The organism is Cochlodiniinecator piscidefendens (genome assembly GCF_011326755.1).
In the GTDB taxonomy this organism is placed as follows: Bacteria; Pseudomonadota; Alphaproteobacteria; order Rhodobacterales; family Rhodobacteraceae; genus Cochlodiniinecator; species Cochlodiniinecator piscidefendens.
This window is the reverse complement of the sequence record NZ_JAAOIE010000005.1, coordinates 131,788-144,915: the sequence shown is the minus strand read 5'-3', so window position 1 is coordinate 144,915 and position 13,128 is coordinate 131,788. Positions and strand designations below refer to the sequence as shown.

General features: G+C 49.8%; 11 protein-coding genes and 1 pseudogene. 4 read left to right on the top strand and 8 right to left on the bottom strand.

Features of this window, described 5'->3' with window-relative positions:
• Positions 1-2: 2 nt before the first annotated feature.
• The 3 genes from G9C99_RS14055 to G9C99_RS14045 all read right to left on the bottom strand — a co-directional run bounded on the left by G9C99_RS14055 (position 3) and on the right by G9C99_RS14045 (position 3,461).
• Positions 3-1,061 (bottom strand): isopenicillin N synthase family dioxygenase, encoded by a 1,059-nt coding sequence (locus G9C99_RS14055; protein WP_166418146.1) that lies wholly within the window; start codon positions 1,059-1,061, stop codon positions 3-5.
• A 56-nt stretch (positions 1,062-1,117) separates the two neighbouring features.
• Complete coding sequence (locus tag G9C99_RS14050; protein ID WP_166418145.1) at positions 1,118-2,458, bottom strand: ATP-binding protein; 1,341 nt, start codon at positions 2,456-2,458, stop codon at positions 1,118-1,120.
• 430 nt (positions 2,459-2,888) lie between these two features.
• Positions 2,889-3,461: a helix-turn-helix domain-containing protein gene (locus G9C99_RS14045; RefSeq protein ID WP_231704080.1), complete on the bottom strand. Its 573-nt coding sequence runs from the start codon at positions 3,459-3,461 to the stop codon at positions 2,889-2,891.
• A 155-nt stretch (positions 3,462-3,616) separates the two neighbouring features.
• Between G9C99_RS14045 and G9C99_RS14040 the strand changes: the two genes are divergently transcribed.
• Entirely contained in the window at positions 3,617-4,810 is a 1,194-nt protein-coding gene (locus G9C99_RS14040) for an MFS transporter (RefSeq protein ID WP_166418143.1), read from the top strand.
• Between the two features lie 7 nt (positions 4,811-4,817).
• On the opposite strand, the gene G9C99_RS14035 is transcribed toward G9C99_RS14040, so the two are convergent.
• Positions 4,818-5,477 carry a LysE family translocator gene (locus tag G9C99_RS14035; protein ID WP_166418142.1) on the bottom strand — a complete coding sequence of 220 codons (660 nt, stop codon included), beginning with the start codon at positions 5,475-5,477 and terminating at the stop codon, positions 4,818-4,820.
• Between the two features lie 369 nt (positions 5,478-5,846).
• On the opposite strand from G9C99_RS14035, the gene G9C99_RS18610 reads away from it, so the two are divergent.
• The 3 genes and pseudogenes from G9C99_RS18610 to G9C99_RS14025 form a co-directional block, all read left to right on the top strand.
• Entirely contained in the window at positions 5,847-5,969 is a 123-nt protein-coding gene (locus tag G9C99_RS18610; protein WP_269434829.1) for a GTP-binding protein, read from the top strand.
• Positions 5,966-6,994 carry a CobW family GTP-binding protein gene (locus G9C99_RS18605; RefSeq protein ID WP_331460012.1) on the top strand — a complete coding sequence of 343 codons (1,029 nt, stop codon included), beginning with the start codon at positions 5,966-5,968 and terminating at the stop codon, positions 6,992-6,994. The genes G9C99_RS18610 and G9C99_RS18605 overlap by 4 nt, the downstream gene beginning before the upstream one ends.
• Before the next feature lie 423 nt (positions 6,995-7,417).
• A pseudogene (locus G9C99_RS14025) lies at positions 7,418-8,400 on the top strand (alcohol dehydrogenase catalytic domain-containing protein); the annotation flags it as partial.
• A gap of 343 nt (positions 8,401-8,743) precedes the next feature.
• Here the strand turns inward: G9C99_RS14025 and G9C99_RS14020 are convergent.
• The 4 genes from G9C99_RS14020 to G9C99_RS14005 form a co-directional block, all read right to left on the bottom strand.
• Positions 8,744-9,412 carry a response regulator transcription factor gene (locus tag G9C99_RS14020; protein WP_166418141.1) on the bottom strand — a complete coding sequence of 223 codons (669 nt, stop codon included), beginning with the start codon at positions 9,410-9,412 and terminating at the stop codon, positions 8,744-8,746.
• A gap of 169 nt (positions 9,413-9,581) precedes the next feature.
• Positions 9,582-9,992: a DUF1573 domain-containing protein gene (locus G9C99_RS14015; protein WP_166418140.1), complete on the bottom strand. Its 411-nt coding sequence runs from the start codon at positions 9,990-9,992 to the stop codon at positions 9,582-9,584.
• A gap of 129 nt (positions 9,993-10,121) precedes the next feature.
• Positions 10,122-10,487 carry a hypothetical protein gene (locus tag G9C99_RS14010; RefSeq protein WP_166418139.1) on the bottom strand — a complete coding sequence of 122 codons (366 nt, stop codon included), beginning with the start codon at positions 10,485-10,487 and terminating at the stop codon, positions 10,122-10,124.
• Positions 10,488-10,662: 175 nt separating this feature from the next.
• Positions 10,663-12,777 carry a sensor histidine kinase gene (locus G9C99_RS14005; RefSeq protein ID WP_166418138.1) on the bottom strand — a complete coding sequence of 705 codons (2,115 nt, stop codon included), beginning with the start codon at positions 12,775-12,777 and terminating at the stop codon, positions 10,663-10,665.
• Between the last annotated feature and the right edge of the window lie 351 nt (positions 12,778-13,128).

Sequence of the window (13,128 nt, the reverse complement as noted above, 5' to 3'; positions counted from 1 at the left end):
GCTTAACTCGAACTCCGGTTCATTCGTTCTTCAAATGGGTTTGCAACGCTTGCAGGTGTATCGGCCAAGCTATGGGATGGCAGCCTTCGCAGATAGGGGAAATCCCTGATCAACATCCGTTCCAAATGCACGCCCGCAGTAAAGGGTTCATATTTCTGCCGCTCTTGTATCAGCAACTCGGCAAAAGGCTTGATCAACGTGTCGTAGTTGGCCGCTACAAAATACGGCATAGAAAATCGCTCAGGGCTGAGGTTCAGCACTCGATGCGGCGTTGAGCGAAAACGGCCATTGCTCCAGGCTTCCAGCATGTCGCCAATGTTCACGACGTAAACGCGAGGGTCGACTGGCACGTCGATCCAGCGGTCTTCGGCGGTCATTACCTGCAAGCCAGCGTTGCGAGTGTGTAGGAGTGTCAGGCATTCATAATCCGTATGCGCCCCCATGTTGACAGACGCAGCGTCGACCTCATCATTTTGCCGGACATAATGCAGCAAACGCAGCTGCGATATTGGCTTAGTCATCTGCCCGGTCATCGCGCCGGGTTTCAGACCCAAGTGAAGTTCGAGAGCGGCGCTAATCAGCCCACCCAGCGCCGAAATCTGCTTGTAATAGGCAGATACAGTTTCTTGGAATCCGATGACGTCGGGCCAAACATTCGGTCCAAGTAATCGATTGCCCGCCAAATAGTCAGGATCATCATGCGGCAAATCTACCGCAAGATCGAAGGCTTCGTAGCTACGATTCACCTCATCGGGGTAATCGCCCTTTTCCGAAAAGGGTACATACCCCCTATGGTTGGTGCTGAGACCGATATAATAGCGTCGCTTGATCGGTTCTGGCAATGCAAAGAACTGCTCAGCCATCTGGTAGGTGTTCTCTACGAGGCGTAAATTCATCCCATGCCCTATGATCCGGAAAAAACCTACCTCACGCGCAGCCTGTCCTATTTCGTCGGCAATTTCTCGGAGCCTTTTTGTGTCTCCTGTCCTTATCCCACTGATGTCGATTAGCGGCACACTATCGTGCGCACCCTGACAATCCTTCGTCTGATCTGCAATCATTGCCTCCATAATTGACGGCCCCGCGCCCAGTAACCTTCAGGAAGGAATTTCGACCCTCACGATGCGGCTGGGAAGTAAAGTTGGAATGTTGAGCCTTTGCCCGCTTCACTTTGAACGGCAACGGTGCCACCTGATTGGCGCATTACGCCTAACACCATCGACAACCCCAAGCCCGTGCCATCCCCCACAGCCTTCGTCGTGAAAAAAGGGTCAAAGATCTGCGCCATATGCTCCACTTTAATGCCGCTCCCTTGATCAGACACGCTAAGTCTTACATAGCGCCCAGGCGTCAGCTCAGACGGGAATGCCTGTCCTTCAGCAAGGGTATGGAAAATGTTTTCTGTTATGATTTTGATCCCACCACCCTTTGGTCCCGACTGGGTAGCGTTTAGTGCAAGAGCAAGAAGCATGTTTTCGACAGCTATGGGGTCGGCCGATGCTGACCATAGATCCCCGGCTCTACACTGCTCCACTGGGCTTCCTAATGATTGTTCACAATCTTGACAAAAGGTCGATACGATCGCGTTCAAATCAATAACTTCAGGTGCAAGGCGCGTGCGTTCGCCAAAGGCCAACATACTGCGGATCAGATGCGCACCCCGTGCCGAGGCCGTCTTGACGACCTGTAGCGTATCCTTCGCGACGGCATCAGACGCATCAAACTCCAACAACTCTACGTTGCCTGCAATAACGGTCAGTAGATTGTTGAACTCATGCGCAAATCGACCTGTTAACCGACCAATCGCGTCCATCTTACGTGCCTCAAACAATCTAGCTTCTAGGGCCTTTCGATTACTCGTTTCCTGAGACAATTGGGTGTGTGCAACCAAAAGATCATCATACCGCTCCAGAGATCGGTTGGTTTCGGCCAGCAATTCCAGCTTGGCACTGGTCATCGCGGCAACCGTGCTCAGGATTTCCAACTCTGCTTCGCCGAACGCCCCAACGTTAGGATGTTCACTGTCAATTACACCAGCAATGCGTCCAGCACAGATCAGAGGAACGCAGATCTCTGATCGCGCTGGTTCCGTGTCCGCGATATAGTTACCATCCACCAACAAATCGTTCACGATGATTGGCTTGCGGGTTTGCGCTGCTTGCCCGGTGATGCCACACCCGAAGGGGATGACCAAAGGGTTGATAATGTTACGTCCAAAAGGATTTTTTTCTCCCCAAGCCGCAACCTGCATCAACTCTGTTTGCTGCTCGTCCGCCTGGTAAATTACACAATCAATGAAGCCCAGCTTTCCAACCACGTTTTGAGCGACATACCAGAATAAATCCTCAACACTCGGGATCGACATTAAATCCACCGCGAAGGTATTGAGCGTACGCAGCATCTGCGCCTCACTCGCGCGATCGATCTGGTTTAGGCTGGTTGATATTGTCTTAAGCATGTTGCTATCCTTGAGCCCGCGAACAATACCACCTTAGATTGTCTTGTGACTCATGTATAGCTTTTGAGCGGGATCGACCTCGGGCAGGTTTCCCAAAGCGCACCATTTGCAATTACGTTGCTTGCAACCAATCCCTCCAAAGCCACACAAATAATAAGCTCGACGAAATACACTACCGCAGCGAAGCCTCATATCAGGTGTCTCCTTTAGGCCATGCATTCTACCCACTTAATCAGTTATATTTCAAAAGGTTATGAAACATTCAGCACGCCTTCAAACTCAACACTTTGATATCTGACAGTGCAATCCATTTCCTCTGATCCAACGCGCCCACCCGCAACGACGATTCAGTGTTGACGAGGATTAAATCACAATATGCTATGCCTCTGCCAAATAGCGATCTGCCACAATTGGAAACGACGCGCGTATTTTAGTAATGTGGAGGCGTCACCGCCCAGACCAGCACTGTGTCGGTGTCGCCAGGATTGTGGTAGCGATGCGGTCGTGTAGACGCAAAGCGAAAGGAATCCCCGGATTTCAAAATCATGATCTGGTCTTCCACTGTCAGCTCCAGCGTTCCTTCCACGACATAACCGCCCTCTTCACCTTTATGAGAATAGAGCACGGCGCCAGAACTTGCCCCAGGTGCCAAAGTTGTCAGGATCATCTCCAGCTGCCCGCTGAGAGAAGGGCTTAACAGCTCATCTCTCACACCCGATTCAAAGCGCAGTGCACGTCTGCGAAGGCCGCGCACGACAATGTCACCTTCTGGGTCGGCTTTTTGTTCAGGGTCTGGGAAAAACCAGTTGATCCCAACTCCCAGCGCATTCCCGATCACATTAAGGCTTCGAACGGATGGATCCGCATCTTGTCGCTCGAGTTGGCTAAGGTATCCCACCGATAAATTTGTCAGTTCTGCCAACTGTTTAAGCGTCAATCCTTTGGCTTTACGAAGGTCGCGCATCTGTGGGCCAATAATTTCCTGCGTTGCTCTTTTATTCATTGATCTATCTTTCATAGATATATTTCATCATAATTATACTTGATAAATTATGATGAAATGATATTTCTCCTCACATTACTAAGATGAACTAGCTGAATTTGGAAGTCGCCGGTCGGCGCAGTTTACACTTTTCCCAGAACAGTGGAGTGTCCTCAATGTTTAAGAATAGATTCTTCCGAGCATACGGTTTTTGGCATTGGGGAGAAGGTTTCCAGACGGTCCTGTTCACTTGGTACATGGCGTTTCACGCAAATCTGACAGCCACCGAAATCGGGTTCTATCAAGCGCTCGTTTTGTCTCCATTTCTGGTGTTCACCATATTCGGAGGGGCGCTGACGGACAGAGTGGGCGCAGGACTGAGCTATATTATGTCAACCAGCATTTTCGCGGCAATACTTATCACCTATGGTTTCATGGATCTTCAGTTCGGCTTCGTCCCCGAATTGTTTTTCCTCTATTGCGTTGGAGCGGGGATTGTCAGCGCGTTTTCTAACCCAGCCATAGACACGTTCATTCCCGATGCCACAGATCAGCCAGTTCAGGACAACAGTCTACTGGCTGCAACGGCACATAACATCGCAAAGCTGACAGGAAATGTTTCAGGACTTCTGCTGCCGTTGCTGTCTGCAACAGGCGGTTTTGTGGTAAATGGGATACTGATGGCCATCAGTGTCATTTTCCTGCAGACACATCAGCGCCGCAGGGATGGTCATTCACCAAATTATGTCGATCATTCCGATTTGCAACCCGGGGTTTTTCGACGGATCATTCTACATTACCGAAACTGCCCGGAAAACCTCGATATTCTGTTATCTAGCGCATTGCTTGGCTTAATCATTGTACCTGCTGGCTATATTCTCGTGCCTCTTATCCTGCGTGAAAGGTTTCCCGAATACGGCAACATGATCGCACTGATTGGCATTTCCTCTTGGATCGGGGCAATCCTTACCACTGCGGCTGCAAAACAGATGTCGGCCAAAATTGTGCGCCCCGGTGCTGTGTCGCTGGGGGTATGGGGGGGATATGGCGCAGGCTTGTTGATTTTGATCAATGTGAACAGCTTTCCGGCTTTTTGTCTGATCATCTGCATTTTTGGCGGCGTCAAAGTGGGCAAAGCCTTGGTTTACGGAAAATATCTACACAACAGTCCCGTCAATGATCGTGGTCTGATCGTTGCAGTAGATCAAACTGCCTTTTGGGGATTGGCTACCCTTGGCACTGCAGGAATGGGGGTTTTGGTGGATATGATAGGGCTGAATACAACAATCATGCTGACAAGCGGATGCATTTTATGCGGGGTCGCCATTCTGATGATCCGAGGTCATTTATCAACAATGGTGCCGGCATGATCTTGTATCACCGAGCATCCCAAACGCCACCCCGATCTGTTAGCAATCGAAAACCAGCAAACCCAAAAAACGTACCGAGTGTACCCTGAATAACCCGTCGTGCATGTCCGTAAATACGTACCATTGTGGGGGTCGAGAAAACCAATGCATATATCAGATGGATCACCACGGACAGAATGAACGTACCAATCACAATCGCACCCGCAACCCAAAGCGGAGCATCCGGTGCAAGACCTAGCGAGATAATTGCGATCCATGCCAGCGCCGCTTTCGGATTAGTCATTTGGATAATATACCCGCGCCTTGCATAGCCCCAAGTTGTCCGGCGACCTCCAGCCAGTTCGTTTACGTCAATATCGTGCGCTGACGCAGCAGAACGAAATGATTTATAGGCGAGCCATAGTAAATAGAGACCACCAAACACTTTGATTATGAGAATTGCCGAAGCATAAGTTGCAAGCAGCGCAGATAGCCCAACAGCGGTCAGCATTGCCCATGTAAGCGTGCCCGTCGCCACACCCATCGCGAGCGCCAATCCGGACTGGCGGTTAACAGCCATAGACGTTCCGATCACGGCGAGAACGTTCGGGCCTGGGCTAGCGATTGCGATTAAAAACGCGCCGTAGGAAAGAAAGATTCCGGCTACATAGGGTGAAATGCTATCCATGAATAATACCTCGCTCGGGAAACAATGTTCCCACTATGTTCTATGATAATTATTTTCACAAGCTTTTGTTGTTTGGTCGGTCAGATCGATGATTACTCGATTTAGGTATAGGCACCAAAGCGCGCGCCGGTCTTTCGCCGCCCATGCGAAATTTCTGGCCCAGGAGCATAGCGTTGCAAAGAAGCAAGCGTTTGTGATCAATGCCTGATTTAGAAACTGAGGATAGCTGCCGCACTCAATCAAATTACATAAACGTCCACATGCCCCAGTCAAAACATGGCCGAACGCGGTATTGTGCCTCTTATAAAAAGTTATGCAATAATATATCAAATATCACTTGAAAGAGACTAAGAAGAGGCGAGCGCCACAATGGCATTGGGGGACAACCGCATTCCCGTCACTTTATTAACGGGCTTCCTCGGAGCAGGAAAAACGACGCTGCTCAATCACCTGATCCGCGATCCAGAGGCTGGCCGGATTGCCGTCATCTGAATGAGTTCGGTGATGTAGGTCTCGATCATGATCTGATCGAGGAGGCCGCCGAAGAAACCGTATTGCTGCAATCCGGGTGCCTGTGCTGTGCCATCCTGTGTGACTTAACCAAGACACTTGTGGGCTTGATCGCAAAGCGCGCCGCCGGGAAGATACATTTTGACAGGGTTGTGATTGAAACCAGCGGCATCGCCGATCCGGGCCCAATCATCCACACTTTAGGCACGGATTATCAGATTGCGCAGGCGTTCCGGTTGGATGGCGTCGTCACGCTTGCAGATGCGGCAACGGGAATGAAAACACTCAATCAGCAGCTCGAGGCGGTTCATCAGGTCGCTATGGCCGACGTACTGATCCTCTCAAAGACTGATCTCATCGAACCCTTTGATTTATCCAGATTTGAGAAACGGTTAAAAGAGCTTAACGCCTCGGCTCAGCACATCCTTGCGCACCACGGAAGCGTGCCAGTAGGAACACTTTTCGGCCTATCCGCCATGCGCAGTGGCGTGACATCTTCTGAGGTGGATAGTTGGCTGGGGATGGCGACAGAGGTAAACAAGCCCGATCCGCTGGCCGATCTTTCAGGCTTCTCCGCAAAGCCTAAAGTAACAACAACCTTCAGCCCCTCGGTGCCAACCAAACACCAGCAGCATGATCACCGGGTCAGCTCTGCATCCATCGAGGTAACAGAACCAATTCCCGCGAACGTCTTCGACTTCTGGCTGGATACGCTGATTGCACTCAAGGGTGCGAACATCTTACGTATGAAGGGTATTTTGCATGTCGAAGGGCTGCAGTATCCATTTGTCTTTCACGGAGTGCAGCACATCTTCGATGCACCTGTGCCCCTCAAAAACTGGCCAGGCAAGGACACAACAAGCCGCGTTGTCGTCATCGCGCGAGACATGGAAGAAACTGATCTGAAGGCCGGCCTTGAAATGCTCTTACTGCGCACCGAGGAAGGCGCGGCATCGGATGCCTTGCCTGCCGGAATGATGGCTGAAACCATCGAGATGCCATTCTGATCCATGACAAACTGTAGCAACCATCCCCTCCTGTTCCACCACTGCCATTGAAGCCCGGCCCCTGCGCTGGACATGGCTAACGATTTGGCGCCTTGTCCGCAGCGCACCATGGGCAAGAAGCGATAATGACCCAGCCCCCTAACCAAGAACGCTAAGTGGCCCCGACGCTTCTAAAGTCTTGAAACCCGGATAGGCGAGCAGCACCACCTGTCGCCTTTGGTTCATCTTAGAAGCTAGTCCCTGATCGTTCGACATCTATACCCCTATTGGTGACCAATACGGCCCGTTGTTTGGCAGAAGGAAGGGGTTGGCTTCCTCACACTATAATAGTTATGATATAACACAACATATATCATAATAAGAACGAGATGAGTCATGAAAATCCGCGCCGCCGTCGCATGAGAACCGAACTGCCCACTCGAAATCGAAGAGATCGATCTGGACGGCCCGAAGGAGGGCGAAGTTTTGATCCGGATCGTAACCACCAGCCTTTGCCACACTGACATGTTCACCCTGTCGGGTGCAGACCCCGAAGGACTTTTCCCTGCTGTCTTTGGTCACGAGGCCGTCGGCATCATCGAGGAACTGGGTGCGGGCGTCACTTCGGTCAAGCCCGGCGACCACGTGATGCCTCTTTATACGCCTGAGGATCCTAACTGCCCCTATATCAAATCGGGCAAGAGCAATCTTTGCCAGACCATACGTAAAACCCAAGGACAGGGGGTTATGCCTAACGGCACCTCACGGTTCAGCTACAAAGGAAAAATGATCCATCATTACATGAGCACCTCAACCTTCGCTGAATATACCGTATTACCAGAGATCGCCGTAGCAAAGATTTCAAACGAAGCGCCGCTGGCCAAAGCGTCAGTTATGGGGTGCGCCATTCCGACGGGCATGGGGGCAGTACGCAATACGGCCAAGGTTGAACCGGGGGCGACGGTCGCAGTCTGTGGTCTCGGTGCCGTGGGCATGGCGGTCATTCAAGGTGCGAAAATGCAAGGTGCATCCCGTATCATCGGTGTTGACACGAACCCGAACAAATTCGCGTTAGCGAAATCACTGGGCGCGCACGCGTGCATCAATCCGATTGAATTCTCACAACCTACCCAGGACGTGATCGTCGAGATGACTAACGGTGGTGTAGACTATTCCTTCGAATGCACCGTGATCGGCGTAGCAGGTGCAGGCGAGGAAATCGCGACGCCCCTTTCAGTTGGTTACCGGCCGCGTCTGGCGCAGGTCGCGTACTTGGACGCAGTCAGTTGCCCGGCATGGTCGACGAGTGGCTCCGCGGTGACTTTGACGTCGATCCCTACATCACCCACAACATGACCCATGAACAGATCAACACAGCGTTTGATCTACTACACGCAGGCAAATCGATCCGGTCGGTGATCCATATCCAGCCATCCGACACCATGTTGGCAAACGACCATCTGGCGTTTGAGCAGGCACATCGTCCAGTGCCACCAGTGCGTTGGCGTCGGTGCGCTATTTGCCAGTTTGATGTCTCCCTCGCTCTGGCCTTGGTGAACGGGTTTGGAAGCGACCTCAATTTGCATTGGCCGCTCATAGAGTTGTTTGGCCTTGCTCTCCAAAAGGTCAGATCCGGAATTGATACCAGTATTTTTCCGTTTCGCCGCCTGTTTGCCCAATTGTTAAGCTTTGCTCAAATCAATCAAAAAGCGCCCTTGTTCCGCCGCGTCTGCTTCATCAAGCACTAGGCAGGCCCATAATTTAATTTCGTCAAAAATCATCTTCACTAATCAATCCCAAACGGATTGCCATCGCAACGACCTCTACCCGATTGGAGACATCCAGTTTTTGCAAAATTGCACTGACGTGGTATCGGGCTGTCGGCAGCGATACTTTCATATGTGCCGCAATTTCAGGGTTTGTGAGTCCTTTGGTTAAAAGCGCAAGAACACGCTTCTGTTGTACACCCATAGCCATAACCGTTTCGGTAATGCTGGAGTCGGCTACTGTCTTTTCGACCCCACTTGCGGGATACGGCACAGCTGACGAAAGGACGATTTCACCAACATGGATGCGACGGATTGCATCCGCTAGCTCATTGGCAGATACGTCTTTTAGCAGATATCCTTTTGCTCCAGCAGACATCATGTCACTGACCACCCCCGGATCTGCAAATGTACTCAGGCCAATCACCCGAACCGCAGGATGATGCTGAAGCACTAGGCGTGTAGCCTCGATACCGCCAAGTCCGTCCATCTGTACATCCATCAACAAGACATCCGGTTTGTGTTTTTGACAGAGGTACAGGGCCTCCTCCCCGCTCTCGGCCTCATCGATGACCTCCAGATCTGGCGCAGTCGCTAGAACATGATGCAAGCCTTTGCGCACGACCATATGATCGTCGGCGAGCAGAATTCGGATTACATTTTCTGGTTGCATAGAGAGACTAACATGTTCGGGTGACAAATTCCGGTATCGCGGCATCTACTTCTGTAGCGCTTAAATGAAGCTCACAATCGTTGTGTGGTCAATACCGGTTGGTTCGGTACCATCTCGCACCCACGAAATAGCAGATGCAAGAAATATTTTACGATTTTATAACAAACCCTTATTCCCCAAACCATCTAATTTCAATACTAGTAGGTCGATCAGAAGCATTGCTGAAAATGTCAATGCGGCTTCGACCATGACCAGGTTGGTGGGTGGTAACCGTTCCGGTAAAATACGAAGGCGCCCCAGGGTGTAACACTTGCTCAGCGGCCTGATCCATCCTTGTTCTATGACTGCTCGATCTCACGTGGTACACGACAAGAGGGAAGTCGCCATCGTTCAAATAATCCATTTCAAATGACGTGGTTTGGCCGACCGGTATAACCCCTAAGTCGTAAGCATAACCTTGTAGGTAGTTAAAGTTTCTGTCTAAGATTTGCAATATTGGCTCAGCTTTTGCTGAGGTTGAAAATGCGATCAAACCTACTGTTATCATGAATGCAGAAAGCATCTGTTTTATCATCGTCATCTCGTATTATTCCTTAAAGTATTGCTAAGTTTGTTTGGCGTTTTGGCGATTGGTGACAAATACCAATTGGGAAAACCGTCCCCAACGGAATTGGAGCCGGATAGATATGCCCCGACAGATTTTGACGTTCTATTGTGTCAGAAACTGCTTGGTCCAAGTTGTATTGTCGGTCCAAGACACTGAATTATTTTCACTGTTGAAAGTACCCTCGAGGGTATACGCCCCATTGTTGTTATCCGCAGGAATGTGGAGCGTCGTTCTGTTGCCTTCGCATGTTCCGTATGCATTGGGTAGGTTAAGGCTCACCCGCACAAGACTAATGCCGTACATGTTACCCGAAATTGGATTTTCACTTACGACTATTGCAGTGCTAGCGCCGTAGTAACCACTCAGCCCATTGCAACCATCAGAATACGCCATGGCTGTTGTGGATACAAAAACACCGCTTAATGTAATAGCCGCCGAAAGCACCAATTTTGGGAGATAATTTTTCATAACATAGTTACCTATTTTGAGATTTTAGTACCTTCATGGATAGGTATGTCGGTCTACTCAGGGAACTAACCAAGCCAACAGGCACCCCTGTACAGGCGTATAGTTTCTCCTACTTTTCCAAGAATGCTTCCGAACAAAATGTAAACGCACCCTTACGCCCTTTAGAGAGCGAAGGTTAGCTTGCGCCTTTTTCAAACCAGATCGCGGTCACTTGGCAGCCATGACCAGGCTTACTTTCGATTTCCAACGACCCGCCCACATCACCTATACGTTCATTCATGATCTGTAGCCCCATGTGACCGGGTTCCTGTGCAACAGTGTCAAAGCCAATGCCATCGTCATTGACTGACAACATGGCCTGCTTTTCCATCCCGTCGAAAATCATTTCGATCTGGTTCGCTCGGGCATGTTTTGCAGCATTCGTCAAACTTTCCTGAGCAATTCTGTAGAAAGTCAGCTGTACTGCCTCAGGAAGCACTACATCCGATGCAACTTGGAGAGAAATATGCACCGAAAACTTGCTTTCAATATCGTGGGCCAAAGCCTCCAACAGGAGACCAAGAGGAGATTCTGCTAATTTTTCTGGGCGAAGGTCCAACAACATTTGTCGCATTTCCACTAGGGCCTCCTTGTTCAATCGTTGAATATCTTCCAACGCGTTAAGGCCTTGCTTCGGATCTTTATCCATCAGGTCCGGCAAAGAACTCGCAATCAAATTTGCTGAGAATAGGGTTTGGCTGACGGCGTCATGTAAATCCCTCGAAAGTCGGTTTCTCTCAACTAAGCGTGCGTTCTTCGCTGCATATTCCGTGACTTCGGACGTTCGACGTTCTACTTTCTCTTCTAAGGTTAAAATTAAATCACTTTGTGCTGCGGCCATCTTTTTAAATGAAACCGCCAAAAAACCGATTTCGTCGCGATGCGATATCCCGACTTCCGTGGTCAGTTTTCCATCCATAATTTGTTGTACGGACCAGATAAGCTGTTTTAGTGGTAAATCCAAATTGATGCGGAAAAACCGCGGGAAAATGAGGAAAATAGCCAAACTGGAGGCGAGAATAAAGTAGGCGATAGGGGCATAAATCCGATCAAGATATGTTAGAAAGTCAAGTCGATGATATTCAATCACACCTTGTCTGATAGACGTTTCAAAGGGTAGATCACTTGAAAACCGGATCGCTGACATATCCCGCCCCTGAAACGCTGGAACGATCCCCATCATCATCGGTGTGAAATGGGCGCGGTAAACATCCGGCGTTAATTCTTGCGGTATGTCTTTGAAAACCAGGTCTATGATCCCATCGCGGTAAAGCCGTAATTGAAAGGTATATTCTTCATTTGGGCTGAACTCGGAAACAAGCCGATTCCACGTGATGGTGACTTGGTCCTGCTCTCCTTCATAAAATAGACCACTATCAACGGCGCCCTCACCGGTCGATGTTTCGATGAGCGCGACCGCCATTGCAAAAATAGCAGGCTGTGGACCGAAATTATTTTCAACATCGCGCCATACCGGCAGGTGATCAAACCCGATAATTCCAGCACTGTGCACGAACAGTGTACTGTAGCTCTCTTCGAAAAAGGGGAACTCGAACGGAAGCTCTATCTCGTGGTCAGGCGTGTCAATCTCATTACCGAACCCGGTTTCGAACCTGTAATCCATAGATGTGACTAAATAACGTCCATTGCCATCAGGTGCGAAACGGATCGCTGACTGATCTGAGGGCATGTATGCGCTTTTGAAGCCCTCAACAGACACCGATCCAACAATCCAGGAAATCCCGCAGAGAATGGACAGAATAGAGATCAAAGTGATGCCGATGACCTTGACCCGGATAGAAGATTGTTCAGGGACGTAGTTCAAATAGGTCAAAGCAAAGCTGGCAACCAACAATAAGAAAAACCAACAGGCGAGTACCTCTGCCATAAGCCAATCAATAATGCCGTAGCTTCGTAATAATAAGCACACAGCAAGAAGAAGCGGCATGGTCGAAACATAAAAGAAACTTCGAGCCACCGCAGCCTCCCCGCTTAATTTTGTAGGAGGCCAAGCAATAGCCTTTATCGCGCGCCACATTCCCATGCAGAATGAAACGTTTCTTTCCTTCACTATCGTTCTGGCCAGATGGGCCGCAAAAAATAACCACGAGAAACAAAAACCCACAGCAAATGGGATGTCCACCCAGGCTTCCCGAAACTCGATGACCCCAGTACGCACCAACACCCATCGTTCGGTAGCAATCAGCAATTCTAGAGATACAAGCGCGGTGAGCGCCAAAACCAATGCCACACCACCCCGTTTACCCAGCCCCGATGGGCCTTGAAAATAGTAGGCAAAAAGTAAAAAACCCGACATCCCAATTGCACCAGCGGGGCCCACCCAAGGCAATACCAAATTGCCAGTGGAAGGGTGCAATGAGATTGAAAACATCTGCAGCAGCGTTGACATTGTGCCGCCAAGTGCTGCCAATGCCACTAAACCTGTGCTTCGGGTTTCCTGCCATGTATCCCTTTTACGAACCAGATGGTAAGAGAAATAACCGAAGACGCTGAACATCATAACGATTTCAATAAGGTAGTTTATTGAAAGAGGATTCCAGTACACGTTCACCTCTTGGGTTGGTATCAAAATTTATTTTTA

What these genes read in the sequence shown, in the direction of transcription:
- G9C99_RS14055 (WP_166418146.1), bottom strand. Translation starts at nt 1,061, where the DNA reads ATGATTGCAGATCAGACGAAGGATTGTCAGGGTGCGCACGATAGTGTG.
- G9C99_RS14050 (WP_166418145.1), bottom strand. Translation starts at nt 2,458, where the DNA reads ATGCTTAAGACAATATCAACCAGCCTAAACCAGATCGATCGCGCGAGT.
- G9C99_RS14045 (WP_231704080.1), bottom strand. Translation starts at nt 3,461, where the DNA reads ATGAATAAAAGAGCAACGCAGGAAATTATTGGCCCACAGATGCGCGAC.
- G9C99_RS14040 (WP_166418143.1), top strand. Translation starts at nt 3,617, where the DNA reads ATGTTTAAGAATAGATTCTTCCGAGCATACGGTTTTTGGCATTGGGGA.
- G9C99_RS14035 (WP_166418142.1), bottom strand. Translation starts at nt 5,477, where the DNA reads ATGGATAGCATTTCACCCTATGTAGCCGGAATCTTTCTTTCCTACGGC.
- G9C99_RS18610 (WP_269434829.1), top strand. Translation starts at nt 5,847, where the DNA reads ATGGCATTGGGGGACAACCGCATTCCCGTCACTTTATTAACGGGCTTC.
- G9C99_RS14020 (WP_166418141.1), bottom strand. Translation starts at nt 9,412, where the DNA reads ATGCAACCAGAAAATGTAATCCGAATTCTGCTCGCCGACGATCATATG.
- G9C99_RS14015 (WP_166418140.1), bottom strand. Translation starts at nt 9,992, where the DNA reads ATGACGATGATAAAACAGATGCTTTCTGCATTCATGATAACAGTAGGT.
- G9C99_RS14010 (WP_166418139.1), bottom strand. Translation starts at nt 10,487, where the DNA reads ATGAAAAATTATCTCCCAAAATTGGTGCTTTCGGCGGCTATTACATTA.